Here is a 24,270-nt window from a genome sequence, read left to right on the forward strand (position 1 = left end):
CGCTATTGTAAACTGAAAGTGTTCCACTTTTTGCAATTAATTAAAAATTCAAATAATTACATCATAGATTTGATTGGTTCAAAGCTTTTACGATGATACGGTGTAATACCGAGTTTATTTAGGCTTTCTAAATGTGCTTTAGTTCCGTAACCCACATTTTTCTCAAATTCATATCCTGGATATTCATCTGCAATCTCTTTCATTAAATCATCTCTGTATTCTTTTGCCATTATACTTGCTGCAGCAATAGACACACTCTTTGCGTCGCCTTTAATAATAGATGTTTGAGGAATTGTTGTATCTAAAGACATTGCATCTATTAATAAATGATCTGGACGATTTACTAATTGACTCAAAGCTCGATTCATTGCTACTTTAGTTGCATTATATATATTCAGTTCATCGATCTCTTCTGGTCTAGCTAAACCATAGGCATACTCCAACACCCCGTCTTTAAGCTTTTTATTAAGTATTTGTCTTTTTCTCGCTGTTACTTTTTTAGAATCATCAAGTCCTAAATAGCGATGCCCTTCATTTAAAATCACTGCACATGCAACAACAGGACCTGCTAGCGGACCACGTCCAACCTCGTCAATACCACAGATTAATGCTTGAGGATTGTTATTCAGCAACTCATTTTCAAATTGATTCATTGTATTGTAATGGTCTAAAATTTCTTGTTCTTTTAAAAGTTGTTTACGACGTCTTGTAATAGCTTGTTGTACCCCTTTACGAGCGTCTTGATTTAATTCATGTTGTTCTAAAACTTCAATTGAGTTAATTTCAGATAATATGTGCTTTGCTTCATTAATTGTTTGTGTCATTATCTAATTCACTCTTCATTTCTGAATATAAGTCAAAACAGTATGTTCCAATTTTGGCATTTCTAACGTCATTAATTATCAGTTCAATAACCGCTTCGTAATCTACTTCATTGCCTCTTTGTAAAAGTCCACGTCGACGTCCAATTGCATCAAACCATTCTAATATTTCAGCATCTGCAGGTAAATCAATCTTATAATGTTGCTTAAAACCTTCTAAATCATGGTTAATTAAAAACTGTAAACCATAGATAGCAACTTCATCTAAATGTACAATACTGTCTTTTATTGCGCCTGTTAAACTTAATTTTTTACCAACAATTTCATCTTCAAATTTAGGCCATAAAATTCCAGGTGTATCTAATAATTGTAAAGATTGCCCAACTTTAATCCACTGTTGTTGTTTGGTTACACCTGGTTTATTACCAGTTTGTGCAATATTTTTTCGTGCTAATTTATTAATCAATGTTGATTTACCAACGTTAGGTATGCCAACAATCATTGCTCTAATTGCTCTAGGTTTAAGTCCTTTAGCTTTCTCACGTTCAAATTTTTCTTTTGTTGCTGCTATGGCTGCAGTTTCTACACCTTTTAAATTTTTGCCATGCTTAGCATCTACTGACACAGGATAATATCCTTTATCTATAAAGAAGCGTTCCCATTTTTGCATTTCATTTAAATTGGACATATCTTTTTTATTAAGAATAACTACGCGCGGTTTTTGTTTAATTACTTCATCAATCATTGGGTTACGAGAACTATATGGAATACGTGCATCAACTAATTCAAATACAACATCTACTTTTTTTAATTGTTCTGTTACCTCTCGTTTAGCTTTTGCCATATGTCCTGGATACCATTGAATTGCCATTAATTGTCACCTTACTTTCGATATATTTTAATTCAACTTGTTGATTATAATTGAATTTTTATTTGAGAGCCACTTTTTTTCTAAGTTCATCATTTATTTTATCATTCATTAATTAAAACGATAAAGTACAATAAGTTTATAATGTCAGAAAAGCATAATTACTTTTAATCGCACAATCTATCCCCTACAATTTAATTATACTGTTACAATTATAATCCTATCGCTTAGAGGTAAATTATGAAGAAAATATTAATATATATAGGTATATTCTTAACTCTGTCTTTCATAGGACATAACTATATAATTTTTCGCTTTATTCACGACGGCGTTTTATTTACAGGACCCAACGATGGTATCGAACAGATGATACCTATTCAAATGTTTCTATTTGATAAATGGAGCGTTGGCAATCTTTTTTATGCTACTGATTTTGGTCTAGGTGGAGATTTTTTTACGGATTTAAGCTATTATTTCTCAACAAACATACTATTTATTATTAATGTACTATGTATCATTCTATTAAAAACAATTATTCATATAAATACTCAGGGATTACTATTTTGGATGGTAAATGCGCTAGTTATTTCCATTATTAAAGCTGCATTAGCGATGTATTGTACCTATCTCTATAGTAAATTTATTTCACGTAATACTTGGATTAGTATTATTATGGCATTTCTATTTGTTATGTCGCCGCTTTATTATCGCTTTACTGTTTATTGGCCATTCTTTAGTGATGTATTTATTTGGATGCCATTGTTACTATTTTCTATAGAACGCACACTTCAAAAACAAAAGTTTGGTCTATTTATTGTCACAATTACACTAATAATGATAAATAATTTCTACTTTGCATATTATCTTTGTCTTATAGGTGCAAGTTACATACTTCTTCGTATAATTTTTAGACACTCTAAAGATATTATTCCACGTGGCAAAGCTTTACTATTATTTGCTATCAGTGCCATTTTAGGATTAGGTAATAGTTTATTTATGTTCTTCCACGGTGTTCAAAGTTTTTTAAATAATCGTCGTGTCCCTTTTTCAGGAACAGTAAATACCTTCGAAAAGCTAGATATTAACACAAATATCTTCTTTGATAATTATTTAATCGTATTGTTATTTCTAACTATTCAAGCATTATTATGTATTAAACTTTATAAACACTTTTATTATCGCTTATTCGCAATTTTAACTTTCGCATTTATTCTATTAAGCTTTGTACCATTTATCGATCAATTGTTTAATGGATTTTCTGCACCACAAAAACGTTGGCATTTTATATTGTCTTTTAATTCAGCCATATTAATTGGTCTATTTCTAAAATATTTTAGAACACTAAAAATCAAATCATATTTAATTAGTAATATTATTGCTGAAATTATCATTTTCGCTAGTGCTATTACCTATCATAAATTTGTAGCTTGGCTTGTACTTGTACCAATCGTTTCTTTAATAGGGTTACTTATTTTAATTTTAAAAGATAGACGTTATCGCATTAATCTAAGCTATATATTCGGCATTTCTATAATCTTACTCAATTTAATGGTTTCTTTCGTCTTTATTAAAAATCAAATTTATTTTAAAGATCATCAAGAACGAGCTAATACATTTTATATTAACTCAAGTTTATATAGTTCAGACTTACAACGTTCATTAGTTAATACAATGGAGAATAGTAAGCGAGAAGATGAACGTATCGATTGGCGAGTGAATGAGCAAGATAACACACCTATGTACCAACACTTTAAAGGACTAAGTTTATATTCAAGTATCTTCCATCATAATATTCTCGAATACTATTATGATGCACTAAAAATTAATCTTGCCGAGGAGTCACTAAGTCGCTATCAATCAATAAATGGTCGACAAAATATAGCAAGTCTTTTCTCAGTACGTTATATGATGCTAAAAGATTATCAGGGAAATTTACCCGCCTATTTTAAAAAGGTTAAAACAAGTGGACAATATTCTATCTATGAAAATACACTTAATTTGCCGAGTGTTAAAGTTACGAAAAATGTTTATAATAGTAAATCTTTAAAAACATCTATAGATCGTGAGCATGCGATGTTAAATGGTGTGATCATGGATAATGCAGGAAAATCTTTCAAACAACCAGCATCTAATTTACTATCAAAAGTTGATATGCAACAACAAAATATTAAGCAAATTGGAAAAAATCGCTATAAGGTTATTGGTGGCAAAGGTGGTACTATAAAATTACATCTTCCAAAACAAATACGTGATAAATATGATGATTTTTATTTAACGATGAAGATTAAGAGAGGTAATCCAGATAGTAATTACACAGTCGCTATCAATAATTACGCTAATCATCGATTGTTTAATAATTCTACCTATCGAACAGGTGTAGACACTCAACTTTATCGCACTCATCCAGATAAAAATGGTGATATCACTATTACCCTTTCGCCTGATGGTGAATTTTATGTCGATTTACAACAATTAAATGGCGAAAATTATGATACGCTTAAAAAGGTGCATGATAATGCTAATTTTGATACAAGTTATCATGATATTAAAAATGGTATACAAGTCCAACTCAGTCACCATGAGAGTGGTATAGCCTCAATAAACATTCCTTATCGAAAAGGAATGCGTGCATATGTTGATGGACAACCTGCAAAAATCCAAAAAGTAAATTATATGATGACCGGTGTTCCAGTCGAAAAAAATGCAAAACAAATTGTCATTAAATATCAACCTCCTTACTGGAATACTATGATATTCATTTCATTAATGAGTATGATTCTTAGTGCTGTTTTTGTAAAAATTATTAATTCAAAAAAACGAAAGATGAGGAAGTAATTTGATTAAAAAAATATGGTCAAAACCCTTTTGGACGTTTGGTCTCATTTTCATCATAGCTAATATCGTAACACTAACCATTTATTATCCATTTATCCGAGATTACATAAAAGATGGCGTGGTATTTAGTGGCTCTGGTGATGGTTTTAGACAAATGATGCCGTTCCAATTATATTTATATGAACACTTCACACAATTAAAAGGATTTTACGATCATTCATTTGGACTAGGCGGTGATTATGTTAAAGGGTTAGCCTATTATTATTCCCTTACACCAATTATGTGGGTCAATTTTATTATTGTATGGATTGGTGAACATTTATTCCATTGGCAACCGCAAAACATTCGCTTTTGGCCAACGAATCAATTAATTGTTGCTTATGTACGAACAATAATTACTTTTATTTGTGCATTTTATTATTTTAGATATTTAAAGTTAAGTTCTACACCTCTGTTGATAGCAACAATTTTATATGGGGCATCAACAGTAGTGTTATATTACAATTTTACTTGGTCATTTTATGGAGATTTGTTAATTATATTGCCATTATCATTATGGGGAATGGAACGTTTCTTTCAACGTAGAAAGATAGCTTTGTTCATCTTTGCAGTGGCAATCACACTATTTTCAAATTTTTACTTTACTTATTATCAAGCCATTGTGTTAGGTATTTATTTTATATTACGTGTCGTATTCCAGTATCGCTATGACATCGTATCTCGTTGGCAAAAATGTTATTTACTAATTATAGGGGCTATGTTTGCGCTCCTATCAAGCATATTAGGTTTTTACACTGGTGTATCATCTTTCCTAAATAATGATCGCCAACAAAATTCTGATTTCAACCTCTCTCTATTTACTGATCTAACTAAAAATAATTATTATATATTTTCAAATGGCTTTTATGTAACAATATCACTTATTGCATTGGTAGCATTATTAACGCCAAAGTTATATAAACACTATTACTATAAAATTTTTGCTATTATAACGTGGTTCTTACTTATTGGTTCATTATCACAGTACTTTGACAGTGCTTTTAATGGATTCTCATTACCACAACGACGGTGGGTTTATTTCTTAGTGTTATCTACAAGTGGACTGATTGCTTTATATATTTATCACTTATCAGAGTTGACTATGAAACAGTTTCTATTTGCAGCTGTGCCCGTATTTATTGGTGGTTTGTGTAGATATATCATAGCTGACAACTTTGTAGATTGGATGGTAATTGCTTTAATTATCATCGTTGTGCTAGGAATATTTATCTATCACAAATCTTTACTGAAACAACCAATTATTATGTTATCGTTGATTGTGCTATTTTTCGGTCAACAAATTATAATGACACATGATTCAAGACAAAGAACGATAGACCCATATTCAACGACAATCAATACATTGAGCGATCCTTCATACTATAATGATACTATTGCTAAAAAAATTGATTCTATCAAAGAACATCATGATGATCCATTTCATCGTATTGATTATATGTCGGCATATGCATTAAATTCTCCTTTTCTTTATCACTACAATGGTATTTCGTTATACTCAAGCATTTTTGATGGAGGAATTTTGAAATATTATGATAAATTAATGCAAATTAATATGCCTGTTGATAAAAATAGTACGTATCGCTTTTTAGGAAATCGTGCAAACTTAACTGCTTTATGGAATGTTCAAGATCGACTACGTCATCCTGAAGATCAAAATATGACTTACGGTTTTGAAAAGAAAGATATGATATTGAATGGTAAAAATACGCTTATCCATTCTAAAAACATGATTGACTATCCATCAGCTCATGTAACTAATCATATATATAATAGTGATGATTTAAAGTCACCTTTAGATCGTGAACAAGCTATGTTAAAAGGGATCGTATTAAACGACAATTCAGAAAAAGCAAATACTTCATTTAAAGCTAATAAAAACCTTTTAAACAAGTCAAAAATGTCTACAAAAAATGCGACTTGGAAAAATCAAAATCATCTTAAAGTACACAAAGATAATGGTGGGGTTACATTAAAATTACCTGAATCTGTCGCTAATCAGTATAAAGATATGTACGTAGAAATGGATGTTGAACTACTTTCGCCTGACAAAGCGCATTCAGTAGGTGTTAATGAATATTCGCAAAATCGAAATGAACTGAGCTACAAATATCGTCGCTTAGTTACACCAGTTACAATGCGTGTTAAAGCGTCTGATAAGCTAAATATTCATCTATCTAAAGGGAATTATCGTTTATCTGTAAAAGGTATTTATGGTGAGGACTACAGCACACTTAAAAAAGCTTCAAAAGAATTAACACCTGTGAAAGTTAAAGACATGAGAAATGGTTATGTCGTCAAGAAACCAAAGAACGCAACAGGCTATGTCATTTTACCAACAGTATATGCAAATGGTATGCATGCGAAAGTCGATGGGAAAGAAATACCTGTTCACCAAGCTAATGGTATCATGACAGCAATATCAGTTAATAAAGGAGATAAAGTGATTAAACTCACATACACCCCTCCTCAATTCTATCTACTTGCTATTATGAGTTTCATTGGTGTTATCGGTAGTATATTATTTAGTTTATGGGTTAAGAAAAAACGATAAATTAAGATAGTTAATAAATTAAACTTTAATTGTTTTAAATGTGAATAAAAATAATAAAGCTTCCAATCTCAACTTGAAAGAAGAAGATTGGAAGCTTTATTTGTAAGACAAACGTTGTATCTAATCTCTGTCTTATTATTATACTCAGTTTGCTGATTAACGAATTTCTTGGATTCTAGCAGCTTTACCACGTAAACTACGTAAGTAGTATAATTTAGCACGACGTACTTTACCACGACGTTTAAGTTCGATTTTTTCGATTTTTGGAGTGTGTAATGGGAATGTACGTTCCACGCCTACACCTGAAGAAATTTTACGAACTGTGAAAGTTTCAGAAATTCCTCCACCACGACGTTTGATTACAACACCTTCGAATACTTGGATACGTTCACGTGAACCTTCTACGATACGTACGTGTACACGTAAAGTATCACCAGTACGGAATGTTGGTAAGTCTGTACGTAATTGTGATTTTGTAACTGCTTCGATTAACTTATGATTACTCATTGATATACTCTCCTTCAACCTATGTTCTTGCCTAGACATTCATATAGCAGCGGATCATAGTGATAATTAGTGTCTTTTCACACTTGATATATATTAGCATAATACTAATTGTTTTTCAATTGCTTTTTATAGCTTTCTATAAATTTTTCATCGTCTTCTGTTAAAGGATATCGATCAAGTAAGTCCGGTCGCTTATGATAAGTACGGATTAATTTTTGTTCATGTCGCCATTGTTCAATATTTGCATGATTACCTGATAATAATACATCTGGAACGGTCATATTTTCAAATTCTCTTGGACGCGTATATTGAGGGAATTCTAATAGACCATCTGAGAACGAATCATCTTGATGTGATTGTTGATTTCCTAATACACCTGGTATTAATCGCACAATCGCATCTGTCATCGTCATCGCTGGCAATTCTCCTCCAGTTAATACATAATCCCCAATTGAAATTTCATCCGTCACTAGGTGCGTTCTTATACGTTCATCATAACCTTCATAATGTCCACAAATAAATACGATATGCTCAGCTTCGCTTAATTCTTGTGCAATTTCTTGTGAAAAAGGTCTACCTTGAGGACACATTAAAATGACACGCGTTTGATCAGTTCGTTGTAAATCTTTCATAGCATTGAAGACTGGTTCAGGTTTTAGGACCATACCCTGTCCACCACCAAATGGGTAATCATCCACTTGATTATGTTTATTAATGGCATAATCTCTAAAATTCACAGTATTCACACTAATGATTTCTTTATCCTGTGCCCTTTTTAAAATGGAGTGATTGAGCACGCCATCAAACATCTCAGGAAATAAAGTTAAATAATCAATTTTCATTAATCTAACAACCCTTCCATAGGTGTTATACGAATCGTTTTATTTTCAATATCAATTTCTTTAACTACATCAGCTATATAAGGAATGAGATATTCCTTTTCTCCTTTAACAACCCAAACATCATTTGCACCTGTTTCAAAAATATTGATAACTCTGCCGATAGGTTGATTGTCATTATCAAATACAGTACTTCCAATGATGTCAGAGTAGTAATATTCATTTTCAGCTAATTCAATATCTTCATGATCGCGTTCTTGGTACAAATAGTCACCTTTATATTGTTCGACGTCATTAATGTTATTTATTCCCTCAAATTTCAACATATGAAATCCTTTATGAACACGGTAAGATAAGACCGTCAATTGTTCTTCATGATTTTGATGATTTACCGTCAATACTTCACCTGGTTGGAAACGGGTATCCGTAAAATCGGAATTAGATTTCACTTTAACTTCACCTTTAATTCCATGTGTATTTACGATTTGACCAACTTCAACTTGCATATTTGCACCTCATTTAATCCATTAATGTCATTTTGTTTATCATATCATGATTTTTCAGTATTTAAAAAGGCGCCATCAGTTGGCGCCTCTATTACTTTACTTATAAAGTTTAAGCTAATTATTTAGCGTGTTTTTGTTCATCAAAAGTTTTTAAAATACCTTGTTTAGATAAGATATTATGAACTGTATCAGTTGGTTTAGCACCGTCTTTTAACCATTTTAATGCTAATTCTTCATCAATTTTAACTTCTGGAGCATTAACACTAGCTGGGTTGTAAGTACCGATTTGTTCGATAATACGACCATCACGTGGTGAACGTGCGTCTGCTACTACGATACGATAGAATGGATTTCTTTTTGAACCTAAACGAGTTAAACGAATTTTAACTGCCATATATAAAACTCTCCTTTATATCTTTTACTTTTTATTTTCTACAAGAAATAATATTAACAGTAACTTGATATTTTGTAAAGACTTTTTTCTTTACCAAATCTAGGTTTTTTTAAAACCGTAGATTTGGTTATGGACTAGCTTTAGCTAGGCCGAACCTTTTGCTAAATGTTTGGTAGTACATTTATTTTTTCAATAAACATCAAAATATCGAACACTATTTGAGAAGCGTTCGATATTTTCACTTAATTAAAATGGTAAGTTCATACCTTTTAACATATTTTCCATTTGACTACGTTTGCCTTTTTTACCTTTACGGCCAGCACCACTGAATTGCTTCATCATTTTCTTCATATCATTAAATTGTTTCATCAAGCGATTCACTTCTTGTAGTGAACGCCCAGAACCTTTGGCGATACGTTTTTTTCTTGAAACATTTAGTACTGCTGGGTTTTCTCTTTCACTTGGTGTCATAGACTGGATAATTGCTTTAATATGGTCAATTTGCTTTTCATCCATATTTAACTTATCCATGCCTTTCATCTTATTCATTCCTGGAATCATTTTCATGATGTCATCAAGTGGGCCAAGATTTTTAACTTGATCCAATTGTTCAAGGAAATCGTCCAATGTGAACGTAGAATTACGCATTTTTTGTTCTAAATCTTTAGCTTTTTCTTGGTCAACATCTTGTTGTGCCTTTTCAATAAGACTTAAAACATCTCCCATACCAAGTATACGAGAAGCCATTCGCTCTGGGTGGAACAGTTCAAGTCCATCCATCTTCTCACTCATACCAACAAATTTAATTGGTTTTTGAGTTACTGAACGAATAGATAAAGCAGCACCACCACGAGTATCTCCATCTAATTTAGTCAACGTAACACCAGTAACGTCTAATTGGTCATCAAATGATTGAGCAACGTTAACAGCGTCTTGCCCAGTCATAGCATCTACAACTAACATGATTTCATTAGGTTTAGAAATTTCTTTAACTTCTTGAAGTTCATTCATTAACGCTTCATCAATATGCAAACGACCTGCTGTATCAATGATTACAAAATCTAAATGTTCTTCTTTGGCATGTTTTAATGCATTTTCAACGATTTGTTGCGGTTTAACTTGGTCCCCTTCACTATAAACAGGAACGTCAAGTTGTTTACCTACCGTTTGTAATTGGTTAATTGCCGCTGGACGATAAATATCCGCTGCAACTAACATTGGCTTTTTATTATATTTTTTACGCATTAATAATGCTAGTTTACCGGCTGTTGTTGTTTTACCTGCACCTTGTAAACCAACCATCATAACAACAGTAGGTGGCTTGTTTGCCATTTTAATCGTTGAGTTTTCGCCACCCATTAATTGAGTTAATTCATCTTGTACAATTTTAATGACTTGTTGACCAGGTGTTAATGATTGCATTACATCTGATCCTAAGGCACGATCTGACACTGTCTTAACAAATTCTTTAACTACTTTAAAGTTTACATCGGCTTCTAATAATGCTAATCGTACTTCACGCATCATTGCTTTAATATCCGCTTCAGTAACTTTACCTTTACCACGCATTCTCTGTATCGTAGCTTGCAAACGATCAGATAATCCTTCAAATGCCATATCAATTGCCCTCCTTTATCTCTATTTATTCTAATTCTTCTAATTGATTAATGTATTGTTCTAACTTCTTAGAATCATTTAATGTTTGTTTCATATCGTCATAAATTTTACGACGTTGTTCAAATTTTTCATACAAATTCAATTTAGCTTCATAATCTTCTACTAAATCGCCAGTTCTTCTTATATTATCATAAACTGCTTGTCTACTCACATCAAATGTCTCTGCAATTTCACTTAGTGAATAGTCTCTCAAATAAAACAGTTCCATATAATTTCTTTGTTTTTCAGTTAATAATGTTTGATAAAAATCAAACAAATAATTCATTCGCAAAGTTTTAACTAAATCATTTTTCCCCATTTGGATTATCCTCATTATTAAAATCTAATTCAGCAACTTCATCTGGAATATCTTCATTTTGTTCAATCATATCTGCAAATAAGCCATATACATAACTTTCTGGGTTAAATGGTTGTAAGTCATCAAGTTTCTCACCTAATCCTACATATTTCACAGGTATGTGAAGTTCATTTCTAATCGCAAGTACAATACCACCTTTAGCAGTACCATCTAATTTAGTTAATACTATACCTGATACGTTTGTAACTTCTTTAAATGAACGTGCTTGAGATAATGCGTTTTGACCTGTTGTTGCATCTAAGCATAATAAAGCTTCATGTGGCGCATCTGGCACAGCTCGGCTAATGACACGTTTCATTTTATCCAATTCTTGCATTAAATTAGATTTGTTTTGTAAACGTCCTGCAGTATCACAAATTAATATATCGACACCTTTATTTTTAGCGGAATTAATTGCATCATATACAACTGCAGCAGGATCTGAACCTTCACTTTGACGAATTACTTCAACACCTACACGGTCACCCCAAACTTGTAGTTGATCAATTGCACCAGCTCTAAATGTATCTCCAGCGGCAAGCATTACTTTTTTTCCTTCCATTTTATATCTGTGTGCTAATTTACCGATTGTAGTTGTTTTACCAACACCATTTACGCCAACCATTAAAATGACATTCAAACGGCCGTCTTCAAGATTCATTGCTTCTGATTGGTCATCTTCTTGATGATAGATTTCAACAATCTTTTCAACAATAACTTCACGTAAATCTTCAGTTTCTTGTATATTTCGACGTTGTGCTTCAGTACGTAACTCTTCTGTTAATTGCATTACTGTGTTGAAACCAACATCTGCAGTGATTAACATTTCTTCAAGTGCTTCGAAGAAATCTTCATCTACTGTTCTATAACGTGCGATCAAATTATTAAGTTGTTCTTGGAAGTTCTGACGTGATTTTTCAAGACCTGCTTTAAATTTAGCCCCCATTTTTTGTGCTTCAATTTCTTCAAAATCTTCAATTGAAATTAATCCATCGTCATCAAAATCCGCTTCACTTAATTTACGCGGTTTTTTCTTCGGTTCTATCTGTTCTTCATCATTGTCATCATGAATTGTGCTACTCTGATTGCCTTCTTCTTCTGATAACTCTTGTTCTATATCTTCAGTAGATTTCGTTGAAAATTTGTCTTTTAATCGTTTAAAGAAACTCATGCTTGTTCCTCCTTCATAACCTCATCAATTGTATTTAAGTTGACACTTACTAATTTTGAAACACCTGACTCTTGCATCGTCACACCATATAAACGGTCTGAATATTCCATAGTTCCTTTTCGATGTGTAATAACAATAAATTGAGTTTGAATAGATAATTCTTTTAAAAATTGAGCGTATCGAATTACATTCGCTTCATCGAGTGCAGCCTCTACTTCATCTAATATAACAAATGGAGCAGATCTTACTTTCAAGATAGCAAATAGTAGTGCAATAGCACTTAATGCACGCTCACCACCACTTAATAAAGATAAGTGTTGCAATTTCTTACCAGGTGGTTGAACAATAATATCGACACCAGCTGATAAATAATCATCATCTGTTAACTCTAATTTAGCATGTCCACCTCCAAATAACGACTGAAATACTGTCGTAAAATGAGCTTGCACTTGTAAAAACGTTTCTTTAAAACGACCTTTCACTTCTTGGTCCATCTCACTTATAATTTGTTCAAGTGTTTGTTTCGCTTCACGCAAGTCTGTACGTTGTTCATCTAGGAAAGTATAACGCTCATTTAATTCTTCAAATTGCTCAATAGCATTAATATTTACTGGCCCTAGTTCTTCAATTGACATTTTAGTTAGTTTGACTTTCTTTCTCAGCGCATCAATTGGCGTTTCTGAAGAGAATTCACTTCTAGCCCGCTCAACAGTTAGTTGATATTCATCATTCAAATGATCAATTGCATGGTTAATCAATACATCTAATTTCGATTGTTGTGCTTTTATATCTTGATAAAAACTTTCAATTGACAATAAATCTTGATGACATTCTTGCAATGTAGCTTCATGTGACTCAACATCTTCATTGACATCAATACGTTCTTTTTTCAATTGTTTTAACTGATCAGTGATGGATTGTCGGTCATTTTCTTTAGATTTTATCTGTTGTTGTAATTTTTCAAATGCTTGTTCCCCCATCATTTCGTCAGAATTGAAGAGTTTAATTTTATCGTCAACATTTGTTAATTGTTTGTTAATCGTCTCTATCTGTTTATCTGTACGTTCTAATGACGCTTTTTGAGCATTTATTCGTTCTTTAATTACAGCTAAGTCAGAGCGTTTTTGGTTTAATTGTTGTTGCACTTGAGTGGTATTCTCTTTACCTTCTTTAGATAATTGAGTATAACGTTCAATATCTGTTTCAAGTTGTTTTAACTTACCTTGAATAATAGTTAATCGCTCTTGTTTTTCAGTTAAAGTAATGCGACTATTTTCACTTTGGTAGCCATCATTTTTCTCGAATTCAAATTCCTCATGTTCATCTTTAATGTGCGCTTCTTGTGTTTTAAGTCGATCTAATTCTAACGCTTCATTATGAGATTGTTCTTTTACTTCGTTATATTGCTGACTCATTTTAAAATAAGTTTCGCTGAGATGTTCAACTTCATTTTTGTGTTTTTGTAACTGTTTCTCGAAATCTTGTGTTTGTGATTCATAATCTTTTAATTGATTACGCATAGTTGTCAGTTCATCTTTTTGTGATAGAATACTCTTCGTCTTGCGCGCACCACCACCGGTCATAGAACCACCAGGATTAACAATATCTCCTTCTAAAGTTACAATGCGTGTTTTATATTGGATAGCTCTTGCCAGTTCATTAGCATGTTTCAAATTGTCTACGATAATAGTAGTACCTATTAAATTTTCAACTACAGCTTGATATTGTGAATTAACTTTAATCGCATCTGAAGCTACATTGATAAATCCATTTGTATTTTCAGCGATGTGCCTAATATTATTAGATAATTGTCTCGATTTTATAACATTTAATGGTAAGAATGTAGCTCTACCAAGACCCTTTTGCTTTAAAAATTGTATTGCCTGGCGTCCATCTTTTTCACTATCAACTATGATATGTTGTAATGAAGCACCTAATGCGGTCTCAATCGCTTGAGTCAATTCAGATGGCACATTTATCACTTCTGCAACAGCACCATGAATACCTTGTAGGTTATCATTTTTAGCTTTTAACACATGTTTAACACCATTAAAGAAATAAGTATAATCCTCTTCTTGAGTTTCTAAACTCTCTATTCTAGCTCTCATTTTATCAGTGTATCGATAAGCCTGATAAAGTTTATCTTCATATTCAGTTTGAGTTTGTTTAGCTTTTGATAACTGCTGTTCTAGTTGACTTATTTGAGTCTCAATATCGCTCAATTGTTTAACAGTAGCTTGATGGTTGCGTTCTGTATTAGAAATTTCACTTTGCAACGCTTTAAGTTGATTGAAAGCTTCAACCAAGCGAGAATCTAAGCGTGATTTTTTCGCTTCATTCTCTTTAATCGTATGCTCTAAAAAGCGAATGTCATTATTTACATCTGATTGTTCAGACATTAATTCATAGTATTCATTTTTGATTGATTCCAATTTTTCGTCATGTTGTTCATCAGAAACATACAGTTGTGATTCTAATTGATGAATACTATTATTCAACTCTTTTTGTTTTTCTTTTAAAGCAGTAGTTTGTTGAGTAATATCAGCTTTTTCATTATGAGCATTTTTTAATTCTTGATGTAAATTATCTAACTCTTCTTCAAAACGAGCATTCGTTTCTGATTGATTTCGTTTTCTTTCTTCTAAAACATTCAATCGACCTGTGAACTTTTCATATTCTTCAGTAGCTTTGATTAAATTATAGTTTAATTGTTCAATGTCATTATCAATTTGTTGACGTTGAGACTTTTGCTTTTGAATATATTTATTAATCTGAGCTTGTTTTGCTTCTTTATCCGCTTGTTGGCTTTTTAAATCATTTAATTTTTGATCCAGTTGACGATTATCCTCTGAATATTGGTCGATATCATTTACAGTAACAATAACATCACTTTGTTTCATCTCTTCAGACAATTTTAAATACTCTTTTGCAATTGATGCTTCAGCTTTTAATGGTTCAACGCGTCCTTCTAAATCATATAAAATATCTTCTACGCGCGTAAGATTATCTTCAGTGTGGTCTAACTTTTGTAATGATTCAGCTTTTCGCTTCTTATATTTTAATACACCAGCTGATTCTTCAAGTATTTGTCGTCTATCAATAGGTTTAGCATTTAAAATTTCATCTACTCTACCTTGAGATATAATACTAAATGCTTCTTTTCCTAAACCAGAATCCAGGAATAGTTCAGTGATATCCCTTAAACGCGCTTTATCATTATTAAGATAGTATTCGCTCTCACCACTACGGTATAAACGACGTGTCACGACGATATCATCTGAATCAACTTGTAACTTTCTAGCTTTATTGTCAAGTTTCAATTGTACTTCTGCATAATTCTGAGCGTTTCGATGTTCTGCTCCTGAAAAAATAATATCTTCCATTTTAGAGCCACGTAATGATTTGGCGGACTGTTCACCTAATACCCATTTAATGGCATCAGTGATATTACTTTTTCCGCTACCATTAGGCCCAACAATTGCAGTTACACCCTTGTCAAATTGAACATCTGTGTGATCTGCAAATGATTTAAAACCTATGGCATCAATTGATTTTAAATACACCATACTATTCTCCTTGTTAATCATTCCACTCATTCTAGTTGAGAGGAGGACAATATTTTACCGTTTAATGGTTTTCTTTAATATATGTTAAAGATTATTATTGCTTTTTAATTTTGAATAAGCGCTCTCTGCCGCTTTTTGTTCTGATTCTTTTTTAGTTTTACCTTGACCTGTTGCTACTGCTTCATTCTCTAAAATGACTTCCGACGTAAACAATCGATGATGCGCTGGACCTTCTTCTTTAATTAAACGATAAGTCACATCTCCACGATTTTGACTATGAACATACTCTTGAAATTGTGTTTTAAAATCAACAACACCAACCAATTCATCATCCTCAACATATGGAAAAATCACTTTCTCAGCAAATTGCCAAACTACATCTAATCCTTGATCAAGATATAAAGCCCCGACAAAAGCTTCAAAGGCATCGGACACTAATGAAGGGCGTGTTCTCCCACCCGTTTTTTCTTCACCTTTACCTAATAAGATAAGTTGATTTAACTCGATTTTGTTAGCAAATATTACAAGTGAGGGCTCACATACAATTGTTGCACGCATTTTTGTTAAATTACCTTCTGGTAGATCCGGATGTTTATCAAAAAGGTAGCGTGATACCGTCAATTCTAATACCGCATCGCCTAAAAATTCGAGTCGCTCATTATGCGCCAAACGGTCCATATTAAAGTCATTGATAAAACTTGAATGAGAAAAAGCTTGTTGATACAAGTCAATATTTGAATATGTAAATCCCAACTCATTCATTTTCTTCGCAAACTGTTGTTGAAAGTCATTAACCATTTCTATTTTTTTTGGATTTGTCACATTAGAACCTCCCATATGTTTATTCTTTGTTTGATTCTTAAGAAAAAAATCTGAGCCATCTTGTAGACGACTCAGATGTAAGTTTTTATTTTTCAAGACTATTGATGTATTTAACTGCATCACCAACAGTATTGATTTTTTCAGCTTCTTCATCAGGAATTTCAGTACCAAATTCATCTTCTAATTCCATCACTAATTCAGCGATATCAAGTGAGTCAGCGCCTAAATCATCTTTGAAAGATGCGTCTTCAGTTACTTTATCAGCATCTACACCTAAACGGTCAACGATGATATCTTTTACTTTATCGAAGTTTTCCACGTCGATTCACCTCCTTTAAAAGTGTCTATCCATAGACTACTTTATTTTCCCATTTTAATGGGTAAAATACAAGCATTTCTTAAACACTGATAATAAAATTCAAGTACTTCATTTACATGTACATGCCACCATTGACATGGATTGTTTGGCCAGTAATATATTTCGCTCTATCAGATGCTAAAAATGCTACTGTATTCGCTATATCTGTATCTTCACCAAATCGAGATAGTGGTATTTGTTCCAACATTTGTGATTTTAAATCATCACTCAGTGCGTCTGTCATATCCGAAACAATGAAACCAGGTGCTACCGCATTGACTGTAATACCACGTGATGCAAGTTCACGTGCGCTTGATTTCGTTAAACCTTCTATACCTGCTTTAGTAGCAACATAGTTAGCTTGTCCTGGATTACCCATGGCACCTACAATACTTGATAAGTTAATGATTGCACCACCACGTTGACGAAGCATTTGAGGTGTAGCTTTTTGAATGCAATTAAATGTACCTTTAAGGTTAGTATTGATAACATCATCCCATTCATGTTCTTTCATGCGCATTAATAAGTTATCACGAGTGATACCAGCGTTATTCACAAGTACATCTAACGAACCAAATTGACTAACGACTTCTTTAATCATAACTTTAACTTCGTCGCCTTCAGCTACATTTGCTTGAATCGCAAAACTTTCAACACCTTTAGCTTTAATTTCAGAAACAACTGCTTCAGCTTTTTCTTTATTACCTGCATAGTTTACGGCTACATTGAAACCATCTTCAGCCAATTGTAATGCGATACTACGACCTATACCTCTTGAAGCACCAGTCACTAATGCATTTTTATTCGTCATGATTATTCCATCCTTTCACATCTTCTAATGTTTGAATTGATGTCAATTTAACATCGCGATTTATTTTCTTAATTAAACCAGATAAGACCTTACCAGGACCAATTTCTATAAAATGATCTACACCTTGAGCAATTAACCATTCTGCTGAATCGATAAATTCAACGGGTGAATATAATTGCTTAATCATATTAGACTTAATTGTTGTTGCATCAGTTTCACCTTGTGCATTAACATTTTGAACTATCGGGAACGATGCATCATGCCACTCGAATTGATTAATGAAAGACTCAAAGTCTTTTTCAATCACTTGCATCATTGAAGAATGGAAAGGTCCAGAAACCGCTAAAGGTAAGACGCGTTTAGCACCTAACGATTTACCTTCTTCAACAAATTTATCAATAAGTGATTTGTGACCTGACACTACAATTTGACCTGGACAATTAATGTTTGCTGGTTCGACCAATTCATCATTTGTAGATAATTCTTTACAAATTCGGTCTACTTCTTCATAACTCAAACCTAATACTGCTGCCATACTACCAACACCATTTGGAAAAGCTTGAGCCATTAATTGACCACGTTTGCGAACAATCTTAACTGCATCCTCAAATTTTAATACTCCCGCAGCAACTAAACTAGAATATTCACCTAAGCTGTGTCCCATAGTATAATCAGCATTAATATTATCTAATGCACTATATAACGCTATACTATGCGTCAATAAAGCTGGTTGTGTATGTTCAGTTTCACCTAGTTTGTTCTCATTATCTGTAAACATCGTTTCCAATAAATCAAAGTCCATTGCTTCTTGAGCTGAATTTAGAATATTTGTCGCTTTCTTATCCTCATTAAACAAATCACTTGCCATGCCAACTTTTTGTGCACCTTGACCTGGGAAAATAATTGCTACTTTACTCATCCTTACCACCTACCGTCTCTCTCATAATATCGACAATCTTTTCATCGCCAGCAATTTTAGCTTGTCGAATCGCAGAATAAAACGCGCGAGCATTAGATCCACCATGCGCTTTAACAACCGTTCCGTCAAGACCTAATAATACTGATCCACCGTATTCTGCATAATCCATCTTCTTAGTAAAAGTGTCTAAGTCTTTTTTTAATACTAAAGCTGCTAGTTTGTTTTTTAAACTTCCTAAAAATGTTTCTTTCAACATTTTACCTATTGATTTTGCAGTACCTTCGATATTTTTAAGTACCATGTTACCCGTATATCCATCAGTTACCACTACATCAGTATTACCTTCCATTAACGTTTTAGCTTCAATATTACCATCAAAGTTAAAGCTTTGATCGTCTTTAAGTAGTTGGTAAGACTTCTTAGTCAATGTATTACCTTTAGCTGGTTCTGTACCGATATTTAATAATGATACTTTAGGATTTTGAATGCCACGTATTTTTTTAGCATAAATATTACCAAGTTGTGCATATTGCAATAAATGTTCAGGTTTCGCATCTGCATTGGCACCCACATCTAAAAATACAAATCCTTTTCCATCAATTGTTGGTAAAGTGACTACAAGTGCTGGTCTTGCCACACCTTTAATACGACCAACAATGAATAAACCTGCTGACATAAGCGCACCGGTATTACCTGCAGACACACATCCATCCGCTTCACCATTTTTCACTGCTTCTGCCATTCTTACCATTGAACTGTCTTTCTTACGTTTAATAGCTCTTACAGGTTCGTCTTCCATTTCTATTTTCTCATAACAATGTCTAAATTCTATACGTTCATGATTGAGTGTGTATTGATTTTTATCACCAAATAAAATAATCTCTAAATCTTTAAAATCATTAACTGCTTTCTCAACAGCTTCTAAGACGATACCGGGTGCGTCATCTCCACCCATCATATCAATAGCAATTTTAACCATGTCATTCATCCTCGCTTATATAAAACATTTTAAACGTTCCTTTAAACACTATTGTGTCTCTTACGTATGAGTTTACTTCTATAACAAAATGGTGCGAAGTTTTATTTACAACGTGTGCTTCTGCCCTTACTGTATCATTAAGTTTAACTTTCTCAATGAATGCTACATTACTTTCCTGTGTTAACACTGTTGATTTATGTATTAAAGCTACACAAAGCGAATTTGCCTGAGCAAATAACACATGACCTCGTGCTATCTGAGTCTTCGTAAAAACGGATTCTTCAGTAATTTCAATGAGGGATTGAGCGGATATATTTGGTTCAACTTGAATTAAATCTCCAACCACTTCATTTGCCTCTAGAGCACGAATTTGTTCATAATTTTGCTCAGCTACTAATTTAATACGCTTTCGTAGTTCTGGAATACTTAGGTTTGTTCTATCTAACCGTATGGTTTGAATACTAACTTCAAACTGTTCACATAATTCACTATCCGTAATAAAGGGATTTAATTCAATTGCTTTTTGAATCGCCTGACGACGTTTTGCTTTTTTCAATTTCAATTAAATCCCTCCTTAAAAGTGAAATTAGTACCAAGTCTTAAACATTCCTCACATATCATAACACTTTCCGTTTGATAAGCTCAACAAATATCATAGTGCTATATTTTATTTTTTGACAGTAGTGACTTTTAAGCATCAATCAAAACTCATATGTAGCAAGTTCTGATTAATGAATTCACGTAAGTGCTGATATGTTTCTGTAAAAAATTCACCTGATTGTATCAACTCTGCCGCCTCGTCTCGAGCTACTTCAAGCATTCGATAATCTTCAACAATGTTCGCTACCATAAATTCAGGCAAACCACTTTGTTTAACTCCAAAGAAGTCACCAGGACCACGCATTTCTAAATCACGCTCACTCAATTCAAAACCGTCCGTTGTTTGCGTCATAATAGTCATGCGTTCTATGCCATTTTCTGTCTTGGGAGATGCGATAAGGACACAGTAACTTTGGTGTTCACTACGTCCTACACGACCTCTTAATTGATGCAACGTTGATAAACCAAAGCGGTCTGCATCATATATCATCATAAATGTCGCGTTTGGTACATTGACGCCAACTTCAACTACAGTTGTTGAAACTAGTATATCTATATCATGTTGACTGAATCGCATCATAACCTCATCTTTTTCTTCAGCTGACATTTTACCATGTAATAACCCTACTTTTTCCTCTCCATAATGTAGTTTAAGTGATTCATACAACTCGACTACATTTTGCACATCTTCAAGATGCTCTGAACTCTCAATCAACGGACATATTACATAGGCTTGACGTCCTTTCTTAAGTTCAGACGTCATTTGTGATAGCACTTGCTCATATTGTTCATGCTTTGACCAATTTGTAATAATTGGCTTGCGTCCTTTAGGTAGTTGCTTAATTGATGACACATCCATTTCACCAAATACAGATATAGCAAGTGTTCTAGGAATTGGTGTTGCTGTCATAAAGAGTACATTCGTCATCGCACCCTTTTCTCTTAAAAGTTGACGTTGATTGACTCCGAAACGATGTTGTTCATCTGTTATGACAAGTCCTACATTTTGAAATGTTACATCATCTTGAATAAGCGCATGTGTACCTATTAAACAATCAATAGTACCATTTTCTAATTGCTCTAATAGAACTTTTCTTTTTTTACCTTTAACAGAACCTGTCAGCAATGCTACATTCATGTACTCACCGAACAGTTTAATTAAACTATTTGCATGTTGTTCAGCTAAAATTTCCGTAGGGACCATTAATGCTGATTGATAGCCCGCTGTTTTCAACGCATACATACATATTGCTGCAACAACTGTTTTACCTGACCCTACATCACCTTGTAGTAATCGGTGCATACGTATCGGCGCTTTTAAATCTCTAAAGATTTCATTCACACTCTTTTTTTGTGCATCAGTTAATTCAAAAGGTAAAGTTTCTATAAAATCTTTCACTTTTTGAATATCGTAATTTATCTCAATAGCTTCGTCAGATGACTTTTCTAAACGATTTAACCACTGCATTCTTAATTCAAACATAAATAACTCAGTAAAGGCATATGTTCTTCTAGCACGTAATAAGTCCTGTCGATCCTTGGGACGATGTAAGGCATATAGTGTATCCTCTAAAGATTCTAATTTATATTTCTGTTTAAGTTCTTCTGTAAGCCATTCATGGATTGTAACATCATCTAAAGTTTGATAAATCATATCTCGCATTTGTTTTTGTTTAATGCCCTCTTTAATACGATAAATAGGTTCTAACTTAATTTCATTTGTATCTTGAGATTTTTCATTAAAAAACATCCTGTTCCCATTTATTTCTTGTTTTGCACGATTCCATTTTCCTTTAACAGTTACCGTCCCATGAAGTTCAATTTTCTTTTTCAAGTATGGTTGATTAAAGAAGATACACTTGACCGCGATGTTATCTACCATCAAGTGTACTGTTAACTTTGATTTATTTCTGCCGAAAAATGCGACAGTTGGCATCGAATAAACTTCTCCGACAATTGTGACTGTAGATTGATCTTCAGCCATATTTAAATCTACAACTGTATTATCTTCGTAACGAGTCGGTAGATAGAGTACTAAGTCTTCAACCGTGTTAATATTCAGTTCTTGCAATAAAGCAATTCTTTTTGGTCCTAGTCCTTTGATACTTTGAAGCGGATACGGACTTTCTATTAAATTGACTTTAGTCATAACTTCTCACCTAGTATTTGTAATATTAATCTTTATTTTATCATGATTAGGCTGATTAATTGATTGTTACGCCTTTTGCACTATAAAAAAGGTACGAAACAATATTCATTACGAATTCATTGTTTCGCACCCTAATTCACTATATGATTAATGTTTATCTTTCACATGCCCATCCATCTTTATCACGGTCTAACTTAGATTGATAAGCAGGATGTCCTTTTTTAACTCCATTGGGATATTTCTTTCTCATCAAAGTACAATTTTTATAATATTCTTTAGATTGCTTTTTTGTTGTTTTTGAAGGCGAGGTCTTTGGTGTTGTTGGCTTCACAGTAGAGTTGGCAGTAGATGTCTGACCTGTCTTGGTTTTAGAGTTCGATGTTGTCGTACTCCAAATATTTAACTTTTCAGCTTGAGCTTTCGATTGACTCACCTTCAACATCTGTTCGAACGTATTATTAGGTGGATAAATGTATGTTACTCGTGCTAATCCTTGTCTTACAACGGCTTCGTTAACCATTCTACCATCAGCATAAACATACGCTAAATAACGACCATATTTATCTGTGCGTTGCCCTCTATCAAACTGCACTTGAATAGTACGAGCATTCGCTAACATATTTGTCGTGAAACGACTAGCTTCTGGACCATATTTTTGAACAGGTTTACGTGGATCTTTAGTTTCAGGTGTATCGATAAGCAACAATCTAAAAGTCGATTTCTTCCCTTTGTAAAGTAGTTGAACAGTATCTCCGTCAATACCCTTCACAAATTTAACTTTCTCTTTCGTTAATACATTACTTTGCGCATTAACAATGTGCTGTGGCATTACTACTAATAATGAGGTAAACGCTATTAAAATCGACAAACTTGCAATGGCAACCTTCTTTTTAAAAAGAAGTAACATAAGACTAATAACAAGACAAATAAATACTAAATATAAATCCCCCATAAGTATTCTCCTAATATTTAATATACATATTTTTTATACTAAACATCATAAAAAATACTATTAAAATTTTAATATTTTTATCACTTAAATCATTTATAAGAAAATGAAAGTTTAGCTCCATATAAAAAAGGCTCTACGTCAAATCGGACTGATGAGTCCAAATATTGAGATTAAGCAACCTTAGGTTGTTTAATATCTTTTTTTGTTGTTGAGGCAAATAGTCGCGAAGTTATAATAATTCGATTACGCAAATTATCATAATTTCTATAACCAAAAGATACCCTTTTAATGAGTTTGATTTTATTATTAATTCCTTCTAACGGACCGTTGGTCAGGTTAGAATATGTCATAGTATTTTCAATGAAAGCTGCTAATCGTATTAAAGTTCTACTGACTGGGCGTAATTTAGGACACACATCTGAAAGATGAATAGAAAAGAGTTTATGATTAAATTTCTCTATTTGATTTTCTTTTAATAATCTTCTTAGCTCATGAACGTAGTGATATGTATTAAATAATTCTACATCTACACCTAATAAGTAATTTAT

21 protein-coding genes are annotated in these 24,270 nt (G+C 32.9%); 2 read left to right on the forward strand and 19 right to left on the reverse strand.

Translation table 11 applies throughout. The annotated features are described in order from the left end of the window. Positions 1-56 precede the first annotated feature (56 nt). Positions 57-824, reverse strand: coding sequence for a ribonuclease HII (locus BB045_RS10720; RefSeq protein ID WP_070442293.1), 768 nt, complete (start codon positions 822-824; stop codon positions 57-59). Continuing rightward, the gene (gene ylqF, locus BB045_RS10725) at positions 808-1,692 is read right to left on the reverse strand and encodes a ribosome biogenesis GTPase YlqF (RefSeq protein WP_070442290.1); all 885 of its coding nucleotides are present in this window, start codon (positions 1,690-1,692) and stop codon (positions 808-810) included. Before ylqF ends, BB045_RS10720 begins: the two co-directional genes overlap by 17 nt. A gap of 237 nt (positions 1,693-1,929) precedes the next feature. Here ylqF and BB045_RS10730 point away from each other — a divergent pair, with 237 nt between their 5' ends. Both BB045_RS10730 and BB045_RS10735 read left to right on the forward strand, forming a co-directional pair. Then, positions 1,930-4,524 (forward strand): YfhO family protein, encoded by a 2,595-nt coding sequence (locus BB045_RS10730; RefSeq protein WP_075140751.1) that lies wholly within the window; start codon positions 1,930-1,932, stop codon positions 4,522-4,524. Between the two features lies 1 nt (position 4,525). Further along, complete coding sequence (locus BB045_RS10735) at positions 4,526-7,135, forward strand: YfhO family protein (RefSeq protein ID WP_075140752.1); 2,610 nt, start codon at positions 4,526-4,528, stop codon at positions 7,133-7,135. Positions 7,136-7,291: 156 nt separating this feature from the next. Here BB045_RS10735 and rplS read toward each other — a convergent pair whose 3' ends face one another. The 17 genes from rplS to BB045_RS10820 form a co-directional block, all read right to left on the reverse strand. Then, positions 7,292-7,642, reverse strand: a complete 351-nt coding sequence (gene rplS / locus BB045_RS10740) for a 50S ribosomal protein L19 (RefSeq protein ID WP_011275959.1) — start codon at positions 7,640-7,642, stop codon at positions 7,292-7,294. 104 nt (positions 7,643-7,746) lie between these two features. Continuing rightward, entirely contained in the window at positions 7,747-8,484 is a 738-nt protein-coding gene (gene trmD, locus BB045_RS10745) for a tRNA (guanosine(37)-N1)-methyltransferase TrmD (RefSeq protein WP_011275960.1), read from the reverse strand. After that, positions 8,484-8,987, reverse strand: a complete 504-nt coding sequence (gene rimM, locus BB045_RS10750) for a ribosome maturation factor RimM (protein ID WP_011275961.1) — start codon at positions 8,985-8,987, stop codon at positions 8,484-8,486. Before rimM ends, trmD begins: the two co-directional genes overlap by 1 nt. A gap of 118 nt (positions 8,988-9,105) precedes the next feature. Next, a complete protein-coding gene (gene rpsP, locus BB045_RS10755) occupies positions 9,106-9,381 on the reverse strand; it encodes a 30S ribosomal protein S16 (RefSeq protein ID WP_011275962.1) in 276 nt (91 codons plus the stop codon). Positions 9,382-9,627: 246 nt separating this feature from the next. Beyond that, positions 9,628-10,998, reverse strand: coding sequence for a signal recognition particle protein (gene ffh, locus BB045_RS10760; RefSeq protein WP_011275963.1), 1,371 nt, complete (start codon positions 10,996-10,998; stop codon positions 9,628-9,630). 25 nt (positions 10,999-11,023) lie between these two features. Further along, complete coding sequence (locus BB045_RS10765; protein ID WP_011275964.1) at positions 11,024-11,356, reverse strand: putative DNA-binding protein; 333 nt, start codon at positions 11,354-11,356, stop codon at positions 11,024-11,026. Then, positions 11,343-12,566 (reverse strand): signal recognition particle-docking protein FtsY, encoded by a 1,224-nt coding sequence (gene ftsY / locus BB045_RS10770; protein ID WP_075140753.1) that lies wholly within the window; start codon positions 12,564-12,566, stop codon positions 11,343-11,345. The genes BB045_RS10765 and ftsY overlap by 14 nt, the downstream gene beginning before the upstream one ends. Continuing rightward, positions 12,563-16,132, reverse strand: coding sequence for a chromosome segregation protein SMC (smc, locus tag BB045_RS10775; protein WP_075140754.1), 3,570 nt, complete (start codon positions 16,130-16,132; stop codon positions 12,563-12,565). Before smc ends, ftsY begins: the two co-directional genes overlap by 4 nt. An 84-nt stretch (positions 16,133-16,216) precedes the next feature. Continuing rightward, positions 16,217-16,969: a ribonuclease III gene (rnc, locus tag BB045_RS10780; protein WP_210423027.1), complete on the reverse strand. Its 753-nt coding sequence runs from the start codon at positions 16,967-16,969 to the stop codon at positions 16,217-16,219. Between the two features lie 70 nt (positions 16,970-17,039). Continuing rightward, positions 17,040-17,273, reverse strand: coding sequence for an acyl carrier protein (locus BB045_RS10785; RefSeq protein ID WP_001830184.1), 234 nt, complete (start codon positions 17,271-17,273; stop codon positions 17,040-17,042). A gap of 112 nt (positions 17,274-17,385) precedes the next feature. After that, positions 17,386-18,123, reverse strand: a complete 738-nt coding sequence (gene fabG, locus BB045_RS10790) for a 3-oxoacyl-[acyl-carrier-protein] reductase (protein WP_070442271.1) — start codon at positions 18,121-18,123, stop codon at positions 17,386-17,388. Continuing rightward, the gene (fabD, locus tag BB045_RS10795) at positions 18,113-19,042 is read right to left on the reverse strand and encodes an ACP S-malonyltransferase (RefSeq protein ID WP_011275969.1); all 930 of its coding nucleotides are present in this window, start codon (positions 19,040-19,042) and stop codon (positions 18,113-18,115) included. Before fabD ends, fabG begins: the two co-directional genes overlap by 11 nt. Beyond that, positions 19,035-20,021: a phosphate acyltransferase PlsX gene (plsX, locus tag BB045_RS10800; RefSeq protein WP_070678516.1), complete on the reverse strand. Its 987-nt coding sequence runs from the start codon at positions 20,019-20,021 to the stop codon at positions 19,035-19,037. The genes fabD and plsX overlap by 8 nt, the downstream gene beginning before the upstream one ends. Before the next feature lies 1 nt (position 20,022). After that, positions 20,023-20,583 (reverse strand): transcription factor FapR, encoded by a 561-nt coding sequence (fapR, locus tag BB045_RS10805; RefSeq protein ID WP_070678513.1) that lies wholly within the window; start codon positions 20,581-20,583, stop codon positions 20,023-20,025. Positions 20,584-20,718: 135 nt separating this feature from the next. Further along, positions 20,719-22,770, reverse strand: a complete 2,052-nt coding sequence (recG, locus tag BB045_RS10810; RefSeq protein ID WP_075140755.1) for an ATP-dependent DNA helicase RecG — start codon at positions 22,768-22,770, stop codon at positions 20,719-20,721. A 154-nt stretch (positions 22,771-22,924) separates the two neighbouring features. Continuing rightward, on the reverse strand, positions 22,925-23,722 hold the full coding sequence (locus BB045_RS10815) for a thermonuclease family protein (RefSeq protein ID WP_075140756.1): 798 nt from the start codon (positions 23,720-23,722) through the stop codon (positions 22,925-22,927). A 170-nt stretch (positions 23,723-23,892) separates the two neighbouring features. Next, the coding region (locus BB045_RS10820; protein ID WP_142236936.1) for a transposase at positions 23,893-24,270 on the reverse strand (378 nt) is incomplete at its 5' end.

The sequence above is a fragment of the Staphylococcus sp. MB377 genome (assembly GCF_001922505.1).
Lineage (GTDB): Bacteria > Bacillota > Bacilli > Staphylococcales > Staphylococcaceae > Staphylococcus > Staphylococcus haemolyticus.

What these genes read in the sequence shown, in the direction of transcription:
- rpsP (WP_011275962.1), bottom strand. Translation starts at nt 9,381, where the DNA reads ATGGCAGTTAAAATTCGTTTAACTCGTTTAGGTTCAAAAAGAAATCCA.
- plsX (WP_070678516.1), bottom strand. Translation starts at nt 20,021, where the DNA reads ATGGTTAAAATTGCTATTGATATGATGGGTGGAGATGACGCACCCGGT.
- rnc (WP_210423027.1), bottom strand. Translation starts at nt 16,969, where the DNA reads ATGGGAGGTTCTAATGTGACAAATCCAAAAAAAATAGAAATGGTTAAT.
- BB045_RS10765 (WP_011275964.1), bottom strand. Translation starts at nt 11,356, where the DNA reads ATGGGGAAAAATGATTTAGTTAAAACTTTGCGAATGAATTATTTGTTT.
- fabG (WP_070442271.1), bottom strand. Translation starts at nt 18,123, where the DNA reads ATGACGAATAAAAATGCATTAGTGACTGGTGCTTCAAGAGGTATAGGT.
- fabD (WP_011275969.1), bottom strand. Translation starts at nt 19,042, where the DNA reads ATGAGTAAAGTAGCAATTATTTTCCCAGGTCAAGGTGCACAAAAAGTT.
- BB045_RS10730 (WP_075140751.1), top strand. Translation starts at nt 1,930, where the DNA reads ATGAAGAAAATATTAATATATATAGGTATATTCTTAACTCTGTCTTTC.
- ffh (WP_011275963.1), bottom strand. Translation starts at nt 10,998, where the DNA reads ATGGCATTTGAAGGATTATCTGATCGTTTGCAAGCTACGATACAGAGA.
- trmD (WP_011275960.1), bottom strand. Translation starts at nt 8,484, where the DNA reads ATGAAAATTGATTATTTAACTTTATTTCCTGAGATGTTTGATGGCGTG.
- ftsY (WP_075140753.1), bottom strand. Translation starts at nt 12,566, where the DNA reads ATGAGTTTCTTTAAACGATTAAAAGACAAATTTTCAACGAAATCTACT.
- recG (WP_075140755.1), bottom strand. Translation starts at nt 22,770, where the DNA reads ATGACTAAAGTCAATTTAATAGAAAGTCCGTATCCGCTTCAAAGTATC.
- ylqF (WP_070442290.1), bottom strand. Translation starts at nt 1,692, where the DNA reads ATGGCAATTCAATGGTATCCAGGACATATGGCAAAAGCTAAACGAGAG.
- rplS (WP_011275959.1), bottom strand. Translation starts at nt 7,642, where the DNA reads ATGAGTAATCATAAGTTAATCGAAGCAGTTACAAAATCACAATTACGT.
- BB045_RS10720 (WP_070442293.1), bottom strand. Translation starts at nt 824, where the DNA reads ATGACACAAACAATTAATGAAGCAAAGCACATATTATCTGAAATTAAC.
- smc (WP_075140754.1), bottom strand. Translation starts at nt 16,132, where the DNA reads ATGGTGTATTTAAAATCAATTGATGCCATAGGTTTTAAATCATTTGCA.
- rimM (WP_011275961.1), bottom strand. Translation starts at nt 8,987, where the DNA reads ATGCAAGTTGAAGTTGGTCAAATCGTAAATACACATGGAATTAAAGGT.
- BB045_RS10815 (WP_075140756.1), bottom strand. Translation starts at nt 23,722, where the DNA reads ATGGGGGATTTATATTTAGTATTTATTTGTCTTGTTATTAGTCTTATG.